Below are 23164 nucleotides of genomic sequence, written 5' to 3' on the forward strand. Positions count from 1 at the left end.
CTTGGCGCCAGGCTGCCCGGCCGAACCGCCCTCGCCGGGCCTCCTCGCGGCCCGACACTCATTCCCGCCCGTCTGCGGCCGCCTGCCGCTCTCAGCCAGAGGCTTGTGGCGCCCCGGCGCTCTCTTTAGGGTGCGGCGCGGGCCAGGGCCGCCTTGGCCCGCATGAGACCGCAGCGGTTCACCCCGGAACCCCCAAGGGAACAATGAACGGTCAGCCTCTCTACAAGCGTGTGCTGCTCAAGCTCTCGGGCGAAGCTCTGCTGGGCGCGGGCGAATACGGCCTCGATACCAATACCGTCCGGCAGATCGCCCAGGATATCGGCGCCGTCACCGCCATGGGAGTGGAAGTCTGCGTCGTCATCGGCGGCGGCAACATCTTCCGGGGCGTCAAGGGCGCCGCCGCGGGGATGGACCGCGCCCAGGCCGATTACATGGGCATGCTGGCGACGGTGATGAATGCGCTGGCCATGCAGAGTGCGCTCGAACTCTCGGGCCTGCCGACGCGGGTGCAATCCGCGATCCCGATGGCGAGCCTGTGCGAGCCCTATATCCGCCGGCGGGCGATGCGGCATATGGAGAAGGGCCGCATCGTCATCTTCGCCGCCGGCACCGGCAACCCCTTCTTCACGACCGATACCGCCGCCGCCCTGCGCGCGGCCGAGATGGGGTGCGATGCGCTGCTGAAGGGCACCCAGGTCGATGGCGTCTATTCCGCCGATCCGAAGAAAGTGCCGGATGCGCGGCGCTTCGAGACCCTGACCTATCTCGATGTGCTGGCCCAAGACCTCAAGGTCATGGATGCGGCGGCAATCAGCCTTGCGCGTGAGAGCAAGCTGCCGATCCTGGTCTTCAACCTGCACAAGCCCGGCGCCTTTGCCTCCGCCATGCGGGGCGAGGGCGCCTATACCGTCATCCGCGACGTTTGAGGAAGGAGGGGCCCTTGCCCATCGACCTGAACTCCCTGAAGCAAGATCTCACCCGCCGAATGGAAGGCGCGGTGGACACGCTGCGCAAGGATCAGAGCGGCCTGCGCACCGGGCGCGCGAGCCCCGCGCTGCTGGAGCCGGTGCGGGTCGAGGCTTATGGCACGCTGACGCCGCTGACCCAGGTGGGCACCATCGCGGTGCCCGAGGCGCGGATGATCACCGTGCAGGTCTGGGATCGCAGCCTGGTCAATGCCGTGGTCGCCGCGATCCGCGATTCGGGCCTCGGCCTCAACCCCGGCGCCGATGGCCAGATGGTGCGGGTGCCGATCCCGCAGCTCACCGCAGAGCGCCGCGTCGAACTCGCCAAGGCCGCGAATAAATATGCCGAGAATGCCCGCATCGCGGTGCGCGGCGTGCGGCGCGACGGGATGGAGCAGATCAAGGCGGCCGAGAAGAAGAGCGAGATCAGCAAGGACGAGGCCGAGGACTGGTCGGGCGAGGTGCAGAAGCTCACCGATAGTTTCGTGAAGCGGATCGATGAACTCGCGGCCGAGAAAGACCGCGAAATCCGCCAGGTTTGAGAGCTTTCGGGGCATGACGCGTGCGCCCGCCGCCGAGCGCAAGACAGGGCGGACCCCGCGGCTAGCCTCCGAGGAGGAGAGCGTGCCGCCCGCGCGCGTGCCGGTGCATGTGGCGGTGATCATGGACGGTAACGGCCGCTGGGCGAAAGCCCGCGGCATGCCGCGCATCGCGGGCCACAGGGCGGGGGCGAAGGCTGTGCGCCGCACGCTGGAAGCCGCGACCGAGCAGGGCGTGCAGTGGCTGACCCTCTTCGCCTTTTCGAGCGAAAACTGGCGACGGCCGGAAAGCGAGGTGATGGAACTCACCGGCTTGCTTCGCCAATATCTGCGCAGCGAGGTCGCGGAACTCGCCCGCAACGGGGTGCGCTTCCGGGTGATCGGCGATCGCGCCCGCTTCTCGGACGATCTGCGGGCCGAGCTGGAGGCTGCCGAAGCCAAGACCGCGGCCGGCACGCGGCTCAACCTCAACCTTGCCCTCTCCTATGGCGGGCGGGGCGAAATCGTCGCCGCGGCGCGAGCGGTGGCGGAAGCGGTGCGGGCCGGAGAACTCGACGTGGCGGCCCTCGACGAGGCGGCCTTCAGCCGCTTTCTCTTCACCGCCGGCATGCCGGACCCGGATCTCCTGATCCGGACCAGCGGCGAGCAGCGCCTCTCCAATTTCCTGCTCTGGCAATGCGCCTATGCGGAACTCGTTTTCACCGATGTCCTCTGGCCGGATTTCGATGCGGACCATTTCGCCGAGGCGCTGGCCGCCTTCGCGCGGCGGGATCGTCGCTACGGCGCGCGCGTGGCGTGACAGGGGGGCAGGTGGCGGAGCAGCAGCAGATGCCGGCGGACCGGGGGCGGCGGACCGGCCGCTGGGGTGATCTCGGCAAGCGCGTCAGCTCGGCGGCCATCCTGGCGCCGCTCGCGCTCGCCTGCCTCTGGTTCGGCAAGGAAGCCTGGGTCGTGCTCATCGCCATCGGTAGCGCGGGCTGTGCCGCCGAGTGGACGCGGCTTTGCGGCGCCAACCCGAGGCGGGGTGGCGGGGCGCTGCTGTCCCTCGGCATCGCGCTTCTGCCCTTCGTCACCTATTTCGGAGGCTTCGCGCCAGCCGCGCTCGCGGCCCTGGTGCTGCTCTTCCTGGTCTGGGGCGCGATGGGGGGCGGCGCCCGAGCGCTTTGGCTCGCCGGCGGCGTGCCCTATCTGGCGCCGGCGGCGATCGGGATGATCGTGCTGCGCCATACCCCGGTCGTCGGCCGGTGGGACATGCTGTTTCTGGTGCTGATCATCTGGGCGAGTGATATCGGCGCCTATGTCGTCGGGCGCATGGTGGGTGGGCCGAAGCTCGCGCCGAGCATTTCGCCGGGCAAGACCTGGTCCGGGGCGGTGGGGGGGTTGATCGCCGCCGCGCTCATCGGGCTGGCGGTCGCCCTCGCCCTCGGCGGGCGGCTGCCGGTGGCGCATGCGGCGGGCATCGCCATGCTGCTCGGCATCGCCTCGCAACTGGGCGATCTGCTGGAAAGCGGCTTCAAGCGGCATTTCGGCGTAAAGGATTCGGGCCGCTCGATCCCGGGCCATGGCGGCCTGCTCGATCGGCTGGATGGTATGTTGACGGCGGTACCGATCGCCGCGGTGGTGGCGGTTCTGATCGGGGAGGGAGTATGGCTGTGGCAATGAGAACGATCAGCATCCTGGGCAGCACAGGAAGCGTCGGCACCCAGACGCTCGACCTGATCCGTGCCGAGCCTTCCCGCTATCGGGTGCGGGCTCTGGTGGCCGGGCGGAATGCCGAGCTTCTGGCCGAGCAGGCGCTCTCCTGCCGGCCGGAGATTGCGGTAATCCACGATCCGAAGGGCCTGCCGCGCTTGCGCGAGCGGCTGGCGGGCAGCGGCATCGCCACGGCCGCCGGGCCGGAGGCCGTCTGCGCCGCGGCCGATATGGCGGCCGATTGGACGATGGCCGCGATCATCGGCATGGCGGGGCTCCACCCGACGCTCGCGGCCATCCGCCGCGGCGGGGCGATCGCTTTCGCGAATAAAGAGGTGCTGGTCTCGGCCGGGGATATCATGATGGACGCTGTGGCCGCGGCCGGCGCCCGCCTGCTGCCCGTCGATTCCGAGCATAACGCGATCTTCCAATGCTGGGAGCCGGCCAATGCGCGGGCGGTGGAGCGGATCATCCTCACCGCATCCGGCGGCCCATTCCGCGAGACGAGCCGTGAGGCCATGGCCGCGATCACGCCGGAAGCGGCGCTCCGCCATCCCGTCTGGTCGATGGGCGCCAAGATCACCATCGATTCGGCGACCATGATGAACAAATCGCTCGAGGTGATTGAGGCCGCTCGCCTCTTCCGGCTGCGGAGTGCCGCGGTCGAGGTGCTCGTGCATCCGCAATCCGTGGTGCATGGCATCGTCTGCTATTCCGATGGCAGCATGCTGGCGCAGCTTGGCGCGCCCGACATGCATATCCCGATCGCCCATGCGCTGGGCTGGCCGGACCGTCTGGTGACGACGGCGAAGCGGCTCGATCTCGCGGCGCTTTCCGGCCTCGATTTTCTCGCCCCCGATGCCGAACGCTTCCCCGCGCTGCGCCTCGCCCGCGAGGTGCTGGAAGCCGGCGGCGGGGCGCCCGCGATCATGAATGCCGCCAACGAGGTGGCGGTTGCCGCCTTCCTCGCCCGGCGCATCGGCTTCCTCGATATCGTCGGCACGGTGGAGGCGGTCCTCGATCAGCTCGGGGCGCCGCCGGCGCCCGATCTCGATGCCATCATCGGCCTCGATGCCGCCGCTCGGCAGGCGGCCGATGCTCTGATATTGTCCCGCGCCGCCTGAAGCCTTCGCCGCGCCTCATCCTTCAAAGCCAGGGACTATGACCGATCTCGTCAGCCTGCTCCGCACCCTCATTTCCTTCGCCGTCGTGCTCGGCATCCTCGTTTTCGTGCATGAGATGGGGCACTACCTCGCCGCCCGCTGGCGGGGGGTCTATGTCGAGACCTTCTCGATCGGCTTCGGTCAGGCGATCGCGCGGTGGTCGGATCGGCGCGGCACGGTCTGGAAGCTCGCCTGGATACCGCTTGGCGGCTATGTGAAACTGCACGGCCAGGAGCGGCCCGAGGACGCGACGCCGGAAGAGCGTGCCGCCTGGCAGACGGGCCGCACCTTCCACGAGAAATCCGTCTGGTCCCGGATGATCGTGATCGCGGCCGGGCCGGTGGCCAATTTCCTGCTCGCGATCATCCTCTTCATCGCCCTCTTCCTGGCCGTGGGCAAGCCGATCCCCGAGCCCATCATCGGCCAGATCGTCGCGGGCTCCGCCGCTTCCCACGCCAATCTCAAGCCCGGCGATCTCATCACCTCGGTGGGCGGCAAGCCGGTCAAGACCTTCGCCCAGATCCAGCATGCCGTCGCCCCCAATCCGGGTAAGGACCTCAGCATGAGCGTCAAGCGTGGCGACACGCTGATCGTGCTGCAGGTGAAGGTCGGCGCGGTGAGCAACGGCCATGGCGGGGAGCGGGGCGTGCTCGGCATCGTCGAGGGAGCGCCGCGCTTCGAGCGCCTCGGCCCGGTCCAGGCGGTGGTGCAGGGGGTGGTGCAAACCTGGACGATCGGGGCGCAGACCCTCGTCGGGTTGTGGCAGATCATTGCCCACCACACCGGCCTCAACCAATTGGGCGGCCCGCTGAGGATCGCCTCCCTCTCGGGGCAAGTCGCGCAACTCGGGCTCGCGAGCTTCGTCTCCTTCATCGCCGTGCTCTCGGTCAATCTCGGCCTGATCAACCTTTTCCCCATCCCCGTGCTCGATGGCGGCCACCTCGTTTTCTATATCGCCGAGGTGGTGCGTGGCCGGCCGATCCCGCCCAAGGCGCAGGAAATCGGCTTCCGCGCGGGCTTCCTCCTGCTGTTCTGCCTCTTCGCTTTCGCGACCTGGAATGACGTGAACCAACTCGGCGTGGTGCGCTGGGTGGCGCATCTCGCCGGCTAAGGTTAAGAGAGCTTGGCTTTTTGGCCAGAAATGCCTTGCCGCGATGCTCGGGGCTGAGATAGGGCAGGGCCACTGGGTTTGCCTGGGTCCGGTTTCCGAGGAAGCGTGGATTCGCCCGGGATCAGGGCAGGTCTTGGCCCGCACGGGCTGGACGGCGCCCCTGGCTGGCGGCGGCGCCCGGTTCGGCCCGCCGGTTCATGGTTTGCCCGCCTGCCGATCGGGCTGGTTCTGCTGACCGGCATCTGCCGGAACTGAGGGAGACGCGTTCTTTGCTTCGCACTCGTGCTGCGCTGTTAGCCACAGCCTGCCTCCTGCCCGCGCTCGTCCCCGGTGCCGCGTTGTCGCAGACCATCAAGAGCCCCGCCCCGCGCGCCCGCCATGCGCAGGCGCCGGTGCCGGTGGGCGACACCATCCATGCGGTGATCGTCAAAGGCAATCACCGCATCGAGGCGGGGACGATCGAATCCTACATGCTGCTCGGCGCGGGCGATCCGTTCGACGCGCGCAAGATCGATCAGAGCCTCAAGACGCTCTACGCCACAGGTCTCTTCAAGAACGTCTCGATCGCCCGCCAGGGCAATGATCTCGTCGTCAATGTCAGCGAAAACCCCATCATCGCCCAGGTCGCCTTCGAGGGGAATCATGAGCTGATCAAGAAGGATCTGGCCAATATCGTCTCGCTGCGCGCCAACGCGGTCTATACGCCGCAGGCCGCCGAGCAGGACCGCCAGGCGATCCTCGATGCCTATGCCCAGAAGGGCTATTATACGACCACGGTGGTTCCGCAGATCATCAAGCTGCCGGAAAACCGCGTTAATCTGGTCTATAAGATCAATGACGGCAAGGCGAGCTACATCAGCCGCATCGCCTTCGTCGGTGACAATCATTTCAGCCAGAGCACGCTCCGCGATGTCATCAGCAGCCGTGAGAGTGCCTGGTGGCGTTTCCTCTCGAACGCGGATTCCTACAATCCGGCGCGTGTCGCGCTCGATCAGGATCTGCTCCGCCGGTTTTATTTCCGCAGCGGCTATCCTGATTTCAAGATCCTCAACACCGAGTCTGAACTCGCGCCCGACCGCTCCTCCTTCTACCTGACCTTCGTGCTGGACGAGGGGCCGCGCTATCGCATCGGCAAGATCCATCTCGTCTCGCATCTGCATAACCTCGATGCCAAGACGGTGCGGAAGGATCTCGAGATCGCGCCCGGCGATTGGTACAATGGCGACGCGATCACCCATAGCGTGCAGGCGATCACGACCGACGTGCAGGGCCGCGGCTATGCCTTCGTCGATGTGAAGCCGATCGAGGAGAAGCGCGTCAATGCCCGTGGGCAGCACGTCGTCGATCTGACCTTCGAGATCGACGAGGGGCCGCGCGTCTTCCTCGAGCGGATCAACATCACCGGCAACAGCCGGACCGAGGATAAGGTCATCCGCCGCGAGTTCACGATCGCCGAGGGCGATGCCTTCAACGCGGAGAAGATCAAGAAGTCCCGCCTGCGGTTGCAGGAGCTGCAATATTTCAAGACGGTCGATATGACGACGCAGCCGGGCTCGGCGCCGGATAAGATCGTCCTCAACACCAATGTGCAGGAGCAGGCGACCGGCTCCTTCACCATCGGCGGCGGCTATTCGACCGATAGCGGCGCGCTCGTGAATCTCGGCCTCAGCGAGCGCAACCTCATCGGCACCGGCATCACCGCGGCGATCAACGGCGTGCTGGCGCAGAAGGCGACCCAGCTCGACCTTTCGGTGACCGACCCCTATTTCCTCGACCGCAACCTGCTGCTGGGCGGCGAGGTTTTCGACACGACCAACAACAATCAGAGCATCTCGCAGTTCGATGAGCAGCGGCTCGGCTTCACCGTCCGCACCGGCTATGCCTTCAACGATTTCCTCTCGCAGACCGAGAGCTACTCGCTGGTTGATCGTAACGTCTATAACGTCGCCTCGACAGCCAGCCTCTACGTGAAGAACGAGGCCGGCTGGTCTCTCCTCTCGCAGATCGGGCAGACGATCACCCTCGATCACCGGGACAGCACGCTCGATCCGCACAAGGGTTATATCCTCCGGCTGTCGACCGATCTCGCTGGCCTCGGCGGCACGTCGGATTTCGTGCGCGTCAAGCTCGACGGCGCCTATTACGTGCCGCTCGACTACTTCACCGGCAACAGCAACTGGACGCTCGAATTCCGGGCCGGCGCCGGCTACCTCTATCGGTACGGCGGCAACTACTACCTGATCGATAACTTCTTCCTGGGCGGCGATAATATGCGCGGCTTCCAGCAGGGGGGCGCCGGCCCGCATGATATCGCGACCGGTGACAGCCTCGGCGGCGACACGCTTGCAACCGGCACCGTCTCGCTCCACTTCCCGCTGCCGATTTCGCCCGATATCGGCCTGACCGGCCGCGTATTCACCGATATCGGCACGCTCTTCGGGGTGACGGACAGTTTCGGTGACGTCTATCAGAACGACGCGCCGCGCGTTTCGGTCGGCGTCGGGTTCTCCTGGAACACACCCTTCGGGCTGATCAATATCGACCTCGCCGACCCGATCGTTAAATACCAATACGATCAGACGCAGGTCTTCCGCTTCGGCTTCGGCACCAGTTTCTAATTCCCCGGCTTCGGTAAGGTTTCTTCCCTTTGCGATACCTCTCTCGTTCCCTGTGCCTCGCGGCGGCTCTCCTCCTCTCTTCCGCGGGTTCGGTCTATGCCCAGTCGTCCCCCGGCTGGTTCGTTCCTGGCCAGGCCAAGGGCCAGGCGCCACAGCATGCAGCCCGCCCCGCCGCCGGCTCCATCCAGGTGCCGGATCTCGGGCCTGCCTTGCCGAGCGCGCCGAAGCTTGACGTTGCGGCACAGAAAGCTGCCGAAGCCCAGGCCAATGCGCCGATCCCCGCGCTGCCGCCGTTGATGAAGGAAAGCCCGCCGCCCGCGCCTGTGATCGGTGTGATCGGCGTGCCTGACGTTCTGCAGGCCTCCACCGCGGCCCAGGGCGTGCAGAAGGAGATTGAGAAGCGCCGGGCTGAGCTGACGGCCGAGGTGAAAAAGGAAGAGGATATCTGGCGCCGGGTTCAGGCGGCGCTGGCTGATCCGCGGGCGCATCTCTCCCAGGAAGAGCTGCGCAAGCGCGAACTTGCCTTGCAGCAGCGGATCGCGAGCTCGCAGCTCGCCTTCCGCAACCATGAGGCGCGCATCCAGGCGGCCGCCCAGGTGGCGCTCGGCCAGATCGAGCGGACGCTCGTGGCCGTCATCCGCCAGGTGGCGAACAGCCGGGGCATGAATATCGTGCTGCATCGCAGCCAGGTCGCCCTCAATATGAACGAGTTCGACATCACGGCCGAGGTCTTGAAGCAGCTCAATCAGGTGCTGCCCTCGGTGACGGTGCCGCCGGATGCCGCCTTTGCCAATGTCACTGCCGCCTCGCTTCAGGATCAGCAGCAGGCGCAGCAGGCGGCCCTCGGCCAGTAAGGGCGGGGTCCATGGCTGAGGCTTTGGCCGGAGATCCGCGCTTTTTTCGCCAGGCGGGCCCACACCCGCTTTCCACAATCGCCGCGGCGTCGGGAATCGACGCCGCGGGCCTGCCGGCAGACCGGATCTTCTCCGGCGTCGCCCCGCTGCAAACCGCGGGAGCCGGGCAGATCAGCTTCCTGACGAATACGAAATACCTCGACATCCTGGCCGCATCGCGCGCCGGCGCGGTGGTGATCGAGCCGGGGATGGCATCCCGCGTGCCGCCGGGCATGTTGGCGCTGCCAACGCCCCGCCCAGTCGCGGCCTGGGCGCGAATCGCGGCGCTTTTCCACCCTTCCGAGGTGGTGAGGCCCGGCATCCATCCGACTGCCGTGGTCGACCCGACGGCGCGTGTTTCGCCCGAGGCCGAGATCGGCCCGCTCTGCGTTATCGGGGCGCGGGCGGAGATCGCCGCGGGCTGCCTGATCGGGCCGCTCGTCTCGATCGGCGAAGGCGTGGTGATCGGCCAGGATAGCCGCATCTGCTCGCACGTTTCCATCAGCCACAGCCTGATCGGGGAGCGGGTGCTGATCTATCCCGGCGCGCGCATCGGGCAGGACGGCTTCGGTTTCGACCCTGAGCCGACGGCGCGCGGCTTCGTCAGCGTGCCGCAACTCGGCCGGGTCATCATCGAGAACGATGTGGAGATCGGGGCCAATAGCATGGTCGATCGCGGCTCCTCGCAGGATACCGTGATCGGCGCTGGCTCGCGTCTCGACAATGCGGTGCAGATCGCCCATAACGTCCACCTTGGCCGCTGTTGCGTCATTGTTTCCCAGGCCGGCATCTCTGGCTCGACCATCCTCGGTGATTATGTAACCCTGGCCGGTCAGGCAGGGATCGTTGGTCATGTGCGGATCGGTGATGGCGCCCGCATCGGAGCCCAGGCCGGCGTGATGGCGGATGTCGTGCCGGGGGCGACGGTGGTTGGCAGCCCGGCGGAGCCGGTCAAGGAGTTTTTCAAGCAAGTCGCCTTCCTGCGCCGCATGATGCGGCGGGAGGGCGCGGCGAAGCGTTAGTGTGGTGCGGGCCTGAGGCGATGGATGCAGAGATTGATCAAGGCCGCGAGGTGACGCGCGAGACGGGCGAGCGGCATAATGTGAGCCTGGCGGAAATCATGCTCGATATTCCGCATCGCTACCCGTTTCTTCTGATCGACAAGGTCGTCGATATCGAGAAGAACGTCTCGGCCGTCGGCATCAAGAACGTCACTATCAACGAGGGGTTTTTCCAGGGGCATTTCCCCGGCCATCCCGTGATGCCCGGCGTGCTGATCATCGAAAGCATGGCGCAGACGGCAGGCGTGCTGGTGGTCGAGACCCTCGGCCCCGAATCCCGCGGCAAGCTTGTCTATTTCATGTCGATCGAGAGCGCGAAATTCCGGCGGCCGGTGGTTCCCGGCGATCAGCTGCATGTGCATGTGAGCAAGGACCGGAACCGCGGCAATGTCTGGAAGTTCCATGGAGTCGTGCGGGTGGATGGCGTCTCGGTCGCGGAAGCGAGCTTTTCCGCGATGATCCGGGATCGCGACGCATCGTGAGCTCGGTTCACCCGACGGCGATCGTCGAAGCGGGGGCCAAGCTCGGCACGGGGGTCGAGGTCGGGCCATGGTGCCATGTCGGCCCGCATGTGGTGCTGGAAGATCGCGTCCGGCTGGTGTCGCATGTCGTGGTGGATGGTGACACGCGGATCGGCACCGGCGCCACGCTCTATCCTTATGCGAGCGTCGGGCTGCCGCCGCAGGATCTCAAGTTCAAGGGCGAGTTGACGCGCTGTGAAATCGGCGCGGGAACCCAGGTGCGCGAGCATTGCACCGTCCATCGCGGCACGGCGACGGGCAGCGGCGTCACCCGCGTCGGCGCCAATTGCCTGCTGATGGCGGTGGTGCATGTGGCGCATGATTGCGTGCTGGGCGATGGCGTGATCATCGCGAACAACGTGGTTATGGGCGGGCATGTCGCGATCGGCGACAGCGCGGTGATCGGCGGCAGTGCCGCGATCCATCAATTCGTGCGGATCGGGCGGGGGGCCATGGTGGGCGGCGTCTCCGGGGTGGAGGCGGATGTCATTCCCTATGGGCTGGTGATGGGCAACCGCGCCCGGCTCTCCGGCCTCAATATCATCGGCCTGCGGCGGCGGGGGTTGGATCCAGCGGCGATCCGGCGGATGCGGGCGGCGTTCCGTCTGCTCTTCGCGGGGGATGGGGTTTTTGCCGCCCGGCTCGCGGAAGCGCGGATGCGCTTCGGCGATGACGCGATGATCGGCGAGATCATCAGCTTCATCGATGCGCCGAGCAAGCGCGGCCTGGTCCGCCGCAATACCCGCGCCGTCGAGACTGACGACGCGGCCTGAGGCGGAGCGCGCCATGCCGCTGCCCGCGCTCGGGATCATTGCCGGCAGCGGGCCTTTGCCCGGCCAGGTAGCCCGTGCGGCCGAAGCGGCGGGGCGGAGGGTTTTCATCATCGGCCTTGAAGGCCATGCCGAGCCGCGCGTGCTGGCGCCGTTTCCCCATGCCTATCTGCGCTTCGGTGCCGCCGTGCGCATCATCGCCCTCCTCAAGGAACAGGGCTGCGAGGATCTGGTGCTGGTCGGCCCCGTGCGCCGGCCGTCCTTCCGTGATCTGCGGCCCGATGCCGAAGGGCTGAAGCTGCTCGCCCGCATCGGACGGGCCGCCTTCATGGGCGATGATGGCCTGCTGCGAGCGGTGATCCGCGTGCTGGGAGAGGAAGGCTTCCGGGTGATCGGCGCGCATGAGGTCTTGGGCGGGCTGGTCGGCCGCCCCGGGCTGCTGACCAAGGCGGCGCCGGACGCTCAGGCCGAGGCCGATATCGCGCGTGGCATCGCCGTCTGCCGGGCTCTCGGCGCGGTCGATGTCGGGCAGGGCTGCGTCGTGCAGTCCGGCATCGTGCTGGCGGTGGAGGCGGTGGAGGGCACCGATGCCATGCTCGCCCGGTGCGCGGGCCTTGCCTGGCCGGGCCCGGGGGGTGTGCTCGTCAAGCTCGTCAAGCCAGGGCAGGAGCGGCGCGCGGATCTCCCGACGATCGGGGCGGAGACCGTGCGCCGCGCCATTGCCGCCGGGTTGCGGGGAATCGCCTTCGAGGGCGGCGGCACCCTCATCGTCGATCGGGACGGGACGATCGCTGCCGCCGACGCCGCGCAGTTCTTCCTCCAAGGGCTCGATCCGGCGGCGCTCGCGGCAAACTGAACGCGGCCCTGGCGGGCAGGCGGCTTGGCAGGGGCCGCGGGGTGACGCAGTGTGCGCCAGCGTTTGGACCCTACCGCCGCGCGGGCTTCCCGCCGGCGCAACCGAGGAAAAGCCCCATGAGCGAACAGTTCTCCTATCTTCACACCATGTTGCGCGTCGGCGATCTGGAGCGCAGCATCGCCTTCTACACGCAGCATCTCGGCATGCGCGAACTCCGCCGGGCCGACGTGCCGGACGGCAAATATACGCTCGTCTTCCTCGGCTACGGGGACGAGAAGAGCCATACCGTGCTCGAGCTCACCTATAACTACGGCGTCGAGCGCTATGAGATGGGCACCGCCTTCGGCCACCTCGCGGTCGGCGTGCCGGATATCAAGGCGAGCTGCGAGCAGATGCGGGCGGCGGGGGTGAAGATCACGCGGGAGCCGGGCCCGGTGAAATTCGGCACGACCATGATCGCCTTCATCGAAGATCCGGATGGCTACAAGATCGAGCTGATCGAGCGTCACTGAGGCGAATCCCTTCCCCCGGCCAACGCGCGTTCCTCGGATCGGCCCGCCTCTCATGGCGGCGGGTGTGCTCGCGGGTCGGGGGGGGGGGGGCTGCGATCATCCGGCGCCAGGCGGGGCGGGCGCCGGATTCTCTCTCTCACATCACCACGAGTCGCGGCCGCGCCGGGTATTCAGGAAGCCTGGGCGGCCGAAATTTTGACTCCATGCCCCGTCCGGAAGAGCGTAGCATGATGCTCGACCGGCGCCGCCGCCACGCTGCGCATGCGTGGAATGGAAGCGTGTCAAGCACAAGATATCGTTGCTCTGGACCGGTTTGCCCACTAGATTTGGTTAATCGGCGGTCGCGCCAGACCGTCCTTCCCGCCATCTGGGCTTGCTCACAGAGGATCATCGCATGCGCTTCGAACGCGAACTGACGGCTGACCGCGACGGCCGCTACGGAGATATCGACTTCGTTCGGGCGACCAGCGAGATCCGCAATCCGGATGGCTCGGTGATCTTTCGCTTGGCCGATATCGAGGTGCCGAAGGGCTGGTCCCAAGTTGCCTGCGACGTGTTGGCGCAGAAGTATTTCCGGAAAGCGGGCATCCCGGCGGCGCTGAAACCGGTGGACGAGCCGGGCGTGCCGGCCTGGCTGCGCCGTCATGAGCCGGACCTGGAGGCGCTCGAAAAGCTGCCCGAGGCGGAGCGCAGCGTGGGCGAGAAGCGCGCCCAGCAGGTCTTCGATCGGCTGGCCGGCACCTGGACCTATTGGGGCTGGAAGGGTGGCTATTTCGATAGCGAGGAGGATGCGCGCGTCTTCCGCGACGAGCTTTGCTTCATGCTGGCCAAGCAGATGGCGGCGCCCAACTCCCCGCAATGGTTCAATACCGGCCTGCATTGGGCCTATGGCATCGATGGCCCGGCCCAGGGGCATTTCTATGTCGATCCGGCGACCGGGCAGGTCGTCGAATCCAAGAGCGCCTATGAGCATCCGCAGCCGCATGCCTGCTTCATTCAGTCGGTCGCCGACGATCTCGTGAACGAGGGCGGCATCATGGATCTCTGGGTACGGGAGGCGCGGCTCTTCAAATACGGCTCGGGCACCGGCTCCAACTTCTCCCGCTTGCGGGGCGATGGCGAGCGGCTTTCGGGTGGCGGCCGGTCCTCCGGCCTCATGAGCTTCCTCAAGATCGGCGATCGCGCGGCGGGCGCCATCAAATCCGGCGGCACCACGCGCCGCGCGGCGAAGATGGTGACGGTGGATGTCGATCATCCCGATATCGAAGCCTTCGTCGATTGGAAGGTGATTGAGGAGCAGAAGGTCGCGGCGCTCGTCGCCGGCTCGAAGATGACGAAGCGGCAGCTCGATGCGGTGATCCGCGCCGCGCGCGAGGCAGCCCCTGATCTCGGCGAGGCCGCCTATGACGTGGCGAAGAACGGCGCGCTCAAGGCTGCCGTGCGCAAGGCCCGCGATTGCGCCATTCCGGAGAACTACGTCCGCCGCGCGATCGACGCCGCGCGCCGTGGCGCCGAGAGCTTCGACTTCCGCACCTACGATACCGACTGGGATAGCGAAGCCTATCTGACGGTCGCGGGGCAGAACTCCAACAACTCCGTGCGGCTGACGAATAATTTCCTGCAGCGGGTGATCGATGACGGGGAATGGGTGCTGACGCGGCGGACCGACGGCAAGGTCCACAAGACGCTGCGCGCCCGCGCGCTATGGGACAAGATCGGCCATGCCGCCTGGGCTTCGGCCGATCCGGGCGTTCAGTTCGATACCACCATCAACGAATGGCACACCTGCCCGGCCGGTGGGCGCATCAACGCCTCTAACCCGTGCTCGGAATACATGTTCCTGGATGACACGGCCTGCAACCTCGCCTCCCTCAACCTGCTCGCCTTCCGGCGCGAGGATGGCAGCTTCGACACCGCGCTCTATACCCATTGCGTGCGCATCTGGACGGTGGTGCTCGAAATCTCGGTGCTGATGGCGCAGTTCCCGAGCCGGGAGATCGCGCGCCTCTCCTATGATTATCGCACGCTCGGTCTCGGCTATGCCAATCTCGGCGGCCTCTTGATGGCCGAAGGCATTCCCTATGACAGCGACGCCGGGCGCGCCATTTGCGCGGCCGTCAGCGCGGTGATGACGGGCGTCGCCTATCGCACCTCGGCCGAGATGGCGGGTGAACTCGGGCCTTTCCCGAGCTTCGTGCCGAACCGCGAGAGCATGCTGCGGGTAATCCGCAACCATCGCCGCGCGGCGATGGGCGAGACTGCGGGCTATGAGGGGCTGACGGTGCTGCCGGTGCCCTTCATCCGCGCCGATTGCCCGGATAAGGGCCTCGGCGGAGCGGTGGCCGATGTCTGGCACGAGGCGCTGGCGCTGGGCGAGAAGCACGGCTACCGCAATGCCCAAGTCTCCGTCGTGGCGCCGACGGGAACGATCGGGCTGGTGATGGATTGCGACACCACCGGGATCGAGCCTGATTTCGCGCTGGTGAAGTTCAAGAAGCTTGCCGGCGGCGGCTATTTCAAGATTATCAACCGCATCGTGCCGCAGGCGCTGGCGACCCTCGGCTATAGCCCGGCGCAGACGGACCGCATCATCCGCTATGCCGTGGGCCACGCGACGCTCGCCGGCGCCCCGGCGATCAACCATGAAAGCCTGGCCCCGCTCGGCTTCCAGGAGGCCGATCTGGCGAAGATCGAATCCGCCCTGGTGAGCGCCTTCGATATCAAATTCGTCTTCAACAAGTGGACGCTGGGCGAGGAGGTGCTGACCGGACGGCTCGGCTTCACCACGGCTGAAATCGAGGCGCCGGGCTTCGATCTGCTGAGCGCGCTCGGCTTTTCCCGTGCGCAGATCGAGGCCGCCAATACCTATGTCTGCGGCGCCATGACGCTCGAAGGCGCGCCGGAGCTCGACCCCGCGCACCTGCCGGTCTTCGACTGCGCCAATCCTTGCGGGCGCATCGGCGTGCGTTTCCTCTCGGCGGAAAGCCATATCCGGATGATGGCGGCCTCCCAGCCGTTCATCTCGGGGGCGATTTCCAAGACCATCAACATGCCGAACGCAGCGACGGTCGAGGATTGCGAGGAGGCCTATATGCTCTCCTGGCGTCTTGGCCTCAAAGCCAATGCGCTCTATCGCGACGGTTCCAAGCTCAGCCAGCCGCTATCCTCGCAACTCATCGAGGATGAGGAGGAGGCGGAAGAGCTCATCGCGGCGCCTGCCACGGCGCAGGCGGTGGCGATGGCCGAGAAGATCGTGGAGCGGGTGATCCACCGGGCCGAGCGGCGGCGGCTCCCCGATCGGCGCAAGGGCTATACCCAGAAGGCGACGGTCGGCGGCCACAAGGTCTATCTCCGCACCGGCGAATACGAGGATGGCAGCCTCGCCGAAGTGTTCATCGACATGCACAAGGAAGGTTCCGCCTTCCGCTCGCTGATGAACAACTTCGCGATCGCCATCTCGATCGGCCTGCAATACGGCGTGCCGCTGGAGGAGTTCGTCGAAGCCTTCACCTTCACCCGCTTCGAGCCGGCGGGCATGGTGCAGGGCAACGAGGCGATCCGCATGGCGACCTCGATCATCGACTATATCTTCCGCGAACTGGCTGTCTCCTATCTGGCGCGGAACGACCTCGCCCATGTCGATCCGGCCGATCTCATGCCCGATACGGTGGGCAGCGGCGCCAATGAGGGCAATCTGCCGCGCTCGGGCAGCGAGACGGCCGAACAGGCGCGCGCAAGGCTTGCCGATATCCAGCGCGGGGTGAGCCTCGGCTTCGTGCGCGGCACGATGGGAAGTGGCGGCCTCGCGGCTGGGGCGAGCCCCGCCGCGGCCGGCGGCGGGACGAGCTTCGTCGCGGAGGCCGTGTCGGCCGCCGATGACCGGGCAAGCCGCATGCGGGAGGCAAAGGTGAAGGGCTATGAGGGGGATAGCTGCCCCGAATGCGGCAATTTCACCATGGTGCGCAACGGCACTTGCCTCAAATGCGTGACCTGCGGCTCCACCAGCGGCTGCTCGTAAGCCGCCGCTCACTCGGTGACGGATGGCGCCAGCTTGGGAAGGGATGATCTTCGCCCTTCCCACCCTGGCGCGCTCCCGCCAGCAGGGTTTCTGCTGGGGTGATCCTGTTCAACTATCGGTGAGTGTTCCGGTGATCCATCCTGGCGGAGCCTCGGCGGGCCGGGGGAGCATTCCTCGCATAAAGCGCCGGTCTCGCCAAAGCTGAGGCTCTATCGTATCAGTGATCTGGGTCAGGACGCCTTGGCGGATGCCCAGCCTGCGGAGATCAGCGATGAACACCATGATGCAACCCGGAAAATCCGGCGCCGCCGAGGAACCGAAGCAGACCTTCGAAACACCGGGTATTCGCCCGATGTCCCGCCCGAGCCTCACTACGCGGGTCGTGATGAAGCTCGTCTCCTGGGTGGAGAGGCTCAACCTCAGCTGCGCCAAGCTCGGCAACCCGCCCGTCTATGATACTGCGACCTTTCCTTGGGCTGCCGAGATCGAGAAGGAATGGCATCTGATCCGCGCCGAGTTGGAGCGGGTGTTGCAGCGCAAGGCCGACCTGCCGAGCTTCCACGACATCTCGGCCGATGTCGCAACGATCTCGACCGACAATAACTGGAAGACTTTCTTCCTCACCGGCTACGGACTGACCTCGGAGAAGAATACCAAGCTCTGCCCCGAGACCTGGCGCATCGTGCAGAAGATCCCCGGGCTGCAGACGGCGATGTTCTCCATCTTCGAGCCGGGCAAGCATCTGCCGCCGCATCGCGGCCCCTATAACGGCGTGCTGCGCTTCCATCTCGGCCTCATCGTTCCCGACCATCCGGACAAGATCGCGATCCGCATCGACCGGCAGGTGTGCAACTGGCAGGAAGGCCGCGCGCTTATCTTTGACGATGCCTTCGAGCATGAGGCCTGGAACCATTCCGACGAGACGCGGGTGGTGCTCTTCGTCGATTTCAACAAGCCGCTGCGCTTCCCGGCCAACCTCATCAACGCCGCACTGCTGCGCATCGCGATCTTCACCCCCTTCATCAAGGAAGGGGCGACCAACCACAATGAATGGGAGAAGAAGTTCTATGCAGAGGCGGAAGCCCTGCGGAACGCCCCCAAGCATTGAGCGATGGCAACAGAGCAAGGACGAGATATGACGAAGAGCGCCAATTTCCGCACGGCCGATCATGAGATCGCGGATATCTTCCTGGAACGCTGGTCCCCCCGCGCCTTCACGGAAGAGGAGATCCCCGAAGCCGATCTCTTTTCTATGTTCGAGGCGGCGCGCTGGGCACCGTCTTCCTATAATTCCCAGCCATGGGTCTTCATCTATGCGCGCCGCAGCTCAGCCCATTGGGGCAAGCTGCTTGGCCTGCTGAACGAGTTCAACCAGTCCTGGGCGAAGCGGGCCGGTGCCCTCGTGGTGATCGCTTCCAACTCGGTCATGCTGCCGCCCGGTGCCGAGAAGCCCGTGCCCTCGCATAGCCATTCCTTCGATGCTGGCGCCGCGTGGGGCGCTTTCGCGCTGCAGGGTGCGATGCTCGGCTGGCATGCCCACGGCATGGTCGGTTTTGACATGCAGCGAGCCTTCGCCGAACTCGGCCTGCCGCAAGGCTATCGGGTGGAAGCGGCGGCCGCGGTCGGCCGACTTGGGGACAAGTCGATCCTGCCGGAAGGCTTGCAGGCACGCGAGACGCCGAGCCCGCGCAAGCCGACCGGCGAATTCGCCTTCGAGGGCAAGTTCGGCGGATGACGCCACCCTCCGCCGATCTGGCGCGCCTGAAGCGCCTGCCCAAGGCGGAGATCCATGTGCATCTGGAGGGGTGCCTCTCCCGCTCGCAGATCGTCTCCCTCGCCCGCACGGCGGGGGAGGCGCTGCCCCGGCCGCCAGAGCATCTATTCACCTTCGCCAACCTGTCGGACTTTCTTGGCTTTCTTGATTGGAGCTGCGGCCTCGTGCGGAGCGAGGCCCAGCTGGAGGGCATTGCCTATAGCTTCGCCGAACGCCTGGCGCGCGACGGCACCGGCTATGCCGATGCGATCCTCAACCCGACGCATTGGGAAGCCTGGCGCCTTCGGCTGCCGGAGATGATCGCGGCCCTCGACCGGGGCTTCCGCGCCGCGGAGGCGGACGGGCTACCGCCGGTCGGGCTCTGCCTCAGCCTCTTGCGCCAGCAGACGGCGGACGAGGCGACGGAGCTGGTCGATCTCATGATCGGCTTGAAAAGCCCGCGCATCGTCGCGCTGTCGATCGATGGCAATGAAGCGGCGGCCGGGCGCACCGGCCCGCGCTTCGCCGCCGCGTTTCGCCGCGCTGGGGAGGCGGGCTTGCGCCGCACCGCCCATGCCGGCGAATCGAGCGGGGCCGAGGGTATCCGAGACGCGATCCATTTGCTTGGCGCCGAGCGGATCGACCATGGCGTGCGCGCCGCCGAGGATCCGCAGCTCATGGATGGGCTTCGCGCGCTCGGCGTGCCGCTCGACATCACGCCGGCGAGCAATGTCCGCCTCGGGCTCTTTCCCGATTACGCGAGCCATCCGATCGACCGGCTGCGCCGCCATGGCATCGCGGTTTCTATCGGCACGGACGACCCGGAATTGCTGGAGACCGATCTGCCGAGCGAATATGCGCGTCTCGCCGCCGCCTTCGGCTGGGATGACGAGGTTCTGCGCGAACTGGCCCATACCTCGATCACCGCATCCTTCGCCCCGCCCGAGATCAAGCGCGACCTGCTCGACGCTCTCGGCCGCTGGTAACGCAGCGCCGCTGGTAGCGGAGCTTTGCGCCCACCGGCGCGCGGCGCGCAGCCCCACCCGGCCGAGGGTCGGGCGACGCGCTACGCCGCTTCACCGGCCGCGAAGCCCGAAGCCCAGGCCCATTGGAAGTTGTAGCCGCCCAGCCAGCCGGTGACATCCACCGCCTCGCCAATGAAATAGAGGCCCGGGCACGCCGTCACCGCCATGCTGCGGGAGGAGAGCGCGCGGGTATCGACGCCCCCGCGCGTCACTTCCGCTTTCGCGAAGCCTTCGGTGCCGACGGGGGTGAGGTGCCAAGCCTGCAGCCGGGCCGCCAGCGCGGCCAGCGCCTTGTCGCTCATCTCGCCGATCGGCCGCTGCTCGTCAGGCGCCATGGCAGTGGCTAGGCGCTGGGGCAGGAACTCGGCAAGCGCGGTGCGGAGCGCGATCCGCGGGCGGCTCGCCTTGCGCTCGCGCAGCAAGGCCGCCGCCTCCTGGCCCGGCAGAAGATCGAGGGTGAGGCTGCCCGCCGTGCCGAGATAGCTCGAAATCTGCAGAATGGCGGGGCCGGAAAGGCCGCGATGGGTGAAGAGCATTGCCTCGCTGAAGGCGGCCTTGCCCGTGCGCGCCGTGACCGGGCAACTGGTGCCGGAAAGCCCGCGCATGAAGGAGAGATCGGGTTCGGCGAAGCAGAGCGGCACCAGCGCGGGCTCGGGCGGGATCACCGGCACGCCGAATTGGGCCGCGATGCGGTAGGCGAGCCCGCTGGCACCGAGTTTCGGGATCGAGAGCCCGCCGGTCGCGACGATCAGCGAAGCGGCGGAGATTGCGCCGCCACCCGCGGTCTCGATCACGAAGCGCCCGCCGTCTTGCCGCACCGTCTCGATGGCCGTCCCCATCCGCAGAGAGACGCCCGCGGCCGAACATTCCGCCAGCAGCATGGCCAGGATCTGCCGCGCTGATCCATCGCAGAACAATTGGCCGAGCGTCTTTTCGTGCCAGGCGATGCCGTGCCGATCGACAAGCGCGATGAAATCCGCCGGGCGATAGCGGCTGAGCGCTGATTTGGCGAAGTGCGGATTGGCCGAGAGGTAGCAACTCGCCGGCGTCTCGCGATTGGTGAAGTTGCAGCGCCCGCCGCCGGAGATGAGGATCTTCGCTCCCGGCTCGGCATTGTGGTCGATCAGCACGACGTGCCGGCCGCGCCGCCCTGCCGTCATCGCCGCCATCAGCCCGGCGGCCCCGGCGCCGAGGATCGCGACCTCGGCCCGCTCCTGCCGGCTCATCCTTCCAGCAGATGGCCGAAAGCCCGGAAGGGCCGCAGCCGGTCGAAGATGATCTTGACGATGGCGAGCATGGGCACCGCAAGAATGGCGCCGGCCACGCCCCACATCCAGTACCAGAAGATGAGGGACAGCATCACGGCGACCGGATTGATGGTGAAACGGCTGGCAAGCAGCATCGGAGTGATGATTTCACCCTCGGCGACATGAATGCCGAAATAGAGGCAGGCCGGCAGGATGGCGACCCAGGCGAGGCCCGCCGTCACGATGCCGACCGCGAGAAACAGCAGGATGCCGACAAACGGCCCGAGGATCGGCACGAAGTTGAGACAGAAGGCGACGACGCCCCAAAGGACAGGCCCGGGAACGCCGCAGATCCACATCACGAGCCCGGTGGCGCAGCCCACCACCGCGTTGATCACGGTGATCGTCAGCAGATAGGCGGAGAGATCACGCTCCATATGCTGCGAAATTTCCACCGCCTCGCGCTTGTCGTCGAAGCGCGGCAGCACCTCGACAAGGCGGCGCAGGAAGGTCTCCCCGAAAACCAGGAGGTAGAAGAGCACCAGCAGGGTTTCGAGCAGATGGGAGGCGATGGTGCCCGTGCCGCTGAAGACGGCGGTGATCATGCTGACGGGGTTCGAGAGCACCGAGGAGGCGCCGCCGAGATGAACACCCATCTGGTTGAGCAGTTCTTGCAGATGGACGACCATCGGCTGCAAGACGGCGAAGCGCTTCTGCAAGATCGGCCAGGCTTGCGGAAGCTGCGAGGCCCAGCGCGAGGCCGGGCTGGAAAGCAGGGCGCCGAGACCGACGAAGACGCCGAGGAGCAGAATGAGGCAGACGAGCGCGCCCACGGCTTTGGGGATGCGGATGCGCTCCAACACTTTGACCAGCGGCTGGAACAGCAGCTTCAGCACCAAAGCGAGCACCACCGGCAGCACGATATCCCGCGCCACATAGAGGCAGGCGAGCACCGCGATCATCGTCAGGATGCCGAGGAACACCGTGTTCCAATTGCGCGGCAGCGGCATCTGCTGGCTGCGGTTATCCGCCGCGTCCGGATTGCTCACCGGAATGCCGAGAGCCCGGCCGAGCTTGCCGCGCGGCTTTGCCGCCGGTGCCGGGCTGGTATCGTGAAGGCCGGGTATGGGGAGGTTCATGCGCGGGTCCGGTTGGCAAAGGCGAGGGTGATTTAGCCGCAGCCCGGGTGGAGGGCCAGAGAAACCACCCGCCGCCGGCCCCGCGCCCTGCCGGGGAGAGGGAGAGATGGTGCGGCGGCGTCTGCCGCCAAGCCATGATGCCCGCCGGCCCTCGCTTTGAAGATGGCGGGCGGGCGCGCACCGCGTGCCTCCTGCCCTTGCCACCGGCGCAGAGTCACTGCCTTCTGATAGGGCTTGTTATCCTGCATAGTCTGAGAGGCAATAACGATGGTCGATGACATTGAACCACGGAAAGTCTGGGAGGCGATGAGCAGCGAGCCGCGCGCGCAGCTGTGCGATGTGCGGACGGAGGCGGAATGGACCTTCGTGGGCGTGCCGGATCTGCGCCCGCTGGCGCGCGAGCCGATTCTGATCCCCTGGCAAAGCTACCCGAGCATGCAGCGCAACGCGCAATTCGTGGACCATCTGCGCTCGGCCGGCCTCGCCCCGGATCAGCCGATCTATTTCATCTGCCGCAGCGGCGCCCGCAGCATGGCCGCGGCCGAGGCCGCCGCCATGGCCGGCTTCACGCGCGTCTATAACGTGGCCGAGGGATTTGAAGGCCCGCTCGACCCGGAGGGCCACCGCGGGCGCGTGGGCGGCTGGAAGGCCGCGGGCCTGCCCTGGCGCCAAGGCTGAGCGTGGAGGGGAGGGGAGCGATGGGCAAGCCCGATCTGGTCGCGCTCTGGGAAGAGCACTGCCGGCATGAATTCGAGACCCGCGATGTCGATGCGACGATGGCGACGATGGTGGCCTCGCCCTACGTCAATCACATCCCGACGATGACCGGCGGCGTCGGCCACGATCAGCTCAAGCGGTTCTACAAATACCATTTCATCAGCGGCAATCCGCCCGACTTCGGCCTGACCTCGATCAGCCGGACGGTGGGGGAGGACCGCATCGTCGATGAATTCATCATGCACTTTACCCATACGACCGAGATCGACTGGCTGCTTCCCGGTGTCGCCCCGACCGGGCGGGCGGTCGATATTCCGGCTGTCGCCATCATCCAGTTCGAGGGCGACAAGCTGGTGCACGAGCACATCTACTGGGACCAGGCGAGCGTCCTGGTGCAGGTCGGGCTTCTCGACCCTGCGGGCCTGCCGGTGGCGGGTGCGGAGACCGCGCGCAAGGTGAGGGACAAGAGCCTGCCGAGCAACCGCCTGATGGCGCGCTGGGCAGCAAGCGAAGGCAAGCCCATCTGAACAGACGCACGAGGCGGGGCTGCGACGCCCCGCCGCG

At 66.7% G+C, this 23164-nt stretch carries 21 protein-coding genes; 19 read left to right on the forward strand and 2 right to left on the reverse strand.

Annotated elements, in window-relative coordinates; translation table 11 throughout:
* The first annotated feature begins 203 nt into the window (after positions 1-203).
* The 17 genes from pyrH (at position 204) to add (ending at position 19458) form a co-directional block, all read left to right on the forward strand.
* Positions 204-926, forward strand: a complete 723-nt coding sequence (gene pyrH / locus ACYQ7X_RS13895) for a UMP kinase (RefSeq protein WP_459697650.1) — start codon at positions 204-206, stop codon at positions 924-926.
* Between the two features lie 59 nt (positions 927-985).
* Positions 986-1507 carry a ribosome recycling factor gene (gene frr / locus ACYQ7X_RS13900; protein ID WP_459697793.1) on the forward strand — a complete coding sequence of 174 codons (522 nt, stop codon included), beginning with the start codon at positions 986-988 and terminating at the stop codon, positions 1505-1507.
* A 121-nt stretch (positions 1508-1628) separates the two neighbouring features.
* Positions 1629-2303 (forward strand): polyprenyl diphosphate synthase, encoded by a 675-nt coding sequence (gene uppS, locus ACYQ7X_RS13905; RefSeq protein WP_459697794.1) that lies wholly within the window; start codon positions 1629-1631, stop codon positions 2301-2303.
* A complete protein-coding gene (locus ACYQ7X_RS13910) occupies positions 2300-3166 on the forward strand; it encodes a phosphatidate cytidylyltransferase (RefSeq protein WP_459697651.1) in 867 nt (288 codons plus the stop codon). Before uppS ends, ACYQ7X_RS13910 begins: the two co-directional genes overlap by 4 nt.
* Positions 3163-4320: a 1-deoxy-D-xylulose-5-phosphate reductoisomerase gene (locus ACYQ7X_RS13915; protein WP_459697652.1), complete on the forward strand. Its 1158-nt coding sequence runs from the start codon at positions 3163-3165 to the stop codon at positions 4318-4320. Before ACYQ7X_RS13910 ends, ACYQ7X_RS13915 begins: the two co-directional genes overlap by 4 nt.
* A gap of 37 nt (positions 4321-4357) precedes the next feature.
* Positions 4358-5470: an RIP metalloprotease RseP gene (rseP, locus tag ACYQ7X_RS13920; RefSeq protein WP_459697653.1), complete on the forward strand. Its 1113-nt coding sequence runs from the start codon at positions 4358-4360 to the stop codon at positions 5468-5470.
* Between the two features lie 338 nt (positions 5471-5808).
* Complete coding sequence (bamA, locus tag ACYQ7X_RS13925) at positions 5809-8088, forward strand: outer membrane protein assembly factor BamA (protein ID WP_459697654.1); 2280 nt, start codon at positions 5809-5811, stop codon at positions 8086-8088.
* A 29-nt stretch (positions 8089-8117) separates the two neighbouring features.
* Entirely contained in the window at positions 8118-8942 is an 825-nt protein-coding gene (locus tag ACYQ7X_RS13930; protein ID WP_459697655.1) for an OmpH/Skp family outer membrane protein, read from the forward strand.
* An 11-nt stretch (positions 8943-8953) separates the two neighbouring features.
* Positions 8954-10003, forward strand: coding sequence for a UDP-3-O-(3-hydroxymyristoyl)glucosamine N-acyltransferase (gene lpxD, locus ACYQ7X_RS13935; RefSeq protein WP_459697656.1), 1050 nt, complete (start codon positions 8954-8956; stop codon positions 10001-10003).
* Positions 10004-10101: 98 nt separating this feature from the next.
* Positions 10102-10524 carry a 3-hydroxyacyl-ACP dehydratase FabZ gene (gene fabZ, locus ACYQ7X_RS13940; RefSeq protein ID WP_459697795.1) on the forward strand — a complete coding sequence of 141 codons (423 nt, stop codon included), beginning with the start codon at positions 10102-10104 and terminating at the stop codon, positions 10522-10524.
* Positions 10521-11336, forward strand: a complete 816-nt coding sequence (gene lpxA / locus ACYQ7X_RS13945) for an acyl-ACP--UDP-N-acetylglucosamine O-acyltransferase (RefSeq protein ID WP_459697657.1) — start codon at positions 10521-10523, stop codon at positions 11334-11336. Before fabZ ends, lpxA begins: the two co-directional genes overlap by 4 nt.
* Before the next feature lie 13 nt (positions 11337-11349).
* Complete coding sequence (locus ACYQ7X_RS13950) at positions 11350-12189, forward strand: LpxI family protein (protein WP_459697658.1); 840 nt, start codon at positions 11350-11352, stop codon at positions 12187-12189.
* Positions 12190-12305: 116 nt separating this feature from the next.
* Entirely contained in the window at positions 12306-12701 is a 396-nt protein-coding gene (gene gloA / locus ACYQ7X_RS13955; RefSeq protein WP_459697659.1) for a lactoylglutathione lyase, read from the forward strand.
* Between the two features lie 394 nt (positions 12702-13095).
* Entirely contained in the window at positions 13096-16719 is a 3624-nt protein-coding gene (locus ACYQ7X_RS13960) for a vitamin B12-dependent ribonucleotide reductase (protein WP_459697660.1), read from the forward strand.
* 271 nt (positions 16720-16990) lie between these two features.
* Complete coding sequence (gene olsC, locus ACYQ7X_RS13965; RefSeq protein ID WP_459697661.1) at positions 16991-17827, forward strand: ornithine lipid ester-linked acyl 2-hydroxylase OlsC; 837 nt, start codon at positions 16991-16993, stop codon at positions 17825-17827.
* A 27-nt stretch (positions 17828-17854) separates the two neighbouring features.
* Positions 17855-18454: a nitroreductase family protein gene (locus tag ACYQ7X_RS13970; protein WP_459697662.1), complete on the forward strand. Its 600-nt coding sequence runs from the start codon at positions 17855-17857 to the stop codon at positions 18452-18454.
* Complete coding sequence (add, locus tag ACYQ7X_RS13975; protein WP_459697663.1) at positions 18451-19458, forward strand: adenosine deaminase; 1008 nt, start codon at positions 18451-18453, stop codon at positions 19456-19458. The genes ACYQ7X_RS13970 and add overlap by 4 nt, the downstream gene beginning before the upstream one ends.
* 80 nt (positions 19459-19538) lie before the next feature.
* Here add and ACYQ7X_RS13980 read toward each other — a convergent pair whose 3' ends face one another.
* Positions 19539-20723 (reverse strand): BaiN/RdsA family NAD(P)/FAD-dependent oxidoreductase, encoded by a 1185-nt coding sequence (locus tag ACYQ7X_RS13980; RefSeq protein WP_459697664.1) that lies wholly within the window; start codon positions 20721-20723, stop codon positions 19539-19541.
* Positions 20720-21883 (reverse strand): AI-2E family transporter, encoded by a 1164-nt coding sequence (locus ACYQ7X_RS13985; RefSeq protein ID WP_459697665.1) that lies wholly within the window; start codon positions 21881-21883, stop codon positions 20720-20722. Before ACYQ7X_RS13985 ends, ACYQ7X_RS13980 begins: the two co-directional genes overlap by 4 nt.
* A gap of 267 nt (positions 21884-22150) precedes the next feature.
* Between ACYQ7X_RS13985 and ACYQ7X_RS13990 the strand changes: the two genes are divergently transcribed.
* Both ACYQ7X_RS13990 and ACYQ7X_RS13995 read left to right on the forward strand, forming a co-directional pair.
* A complete protein-coding gene (locus ACYQ7X_RS13990; RefSeq protein ID WP_459697666.1) occupies positions 22151-22561 on the forward strand; it encodes a rhodanese-like domain-containing protein in 411 nt (136 codons plus the stop codon).
* Positions 22562-22581: 20 nt separating this feature from the next.
* Positions 22582-23127, forward strand: a complete 546-nt coding sequence (locus tag ACYQ7X_RS13995) for an ester cyclase (RefSeq protein WP_459697667.1) — start codon at positions 22582-22584, stop codon at positions 23125-23127.
* Positions 23128-23164 lie beyond the last annotated feature (37 nt).

The organism is Acidisoma sp. C75 (assembly GCF_054665095.1).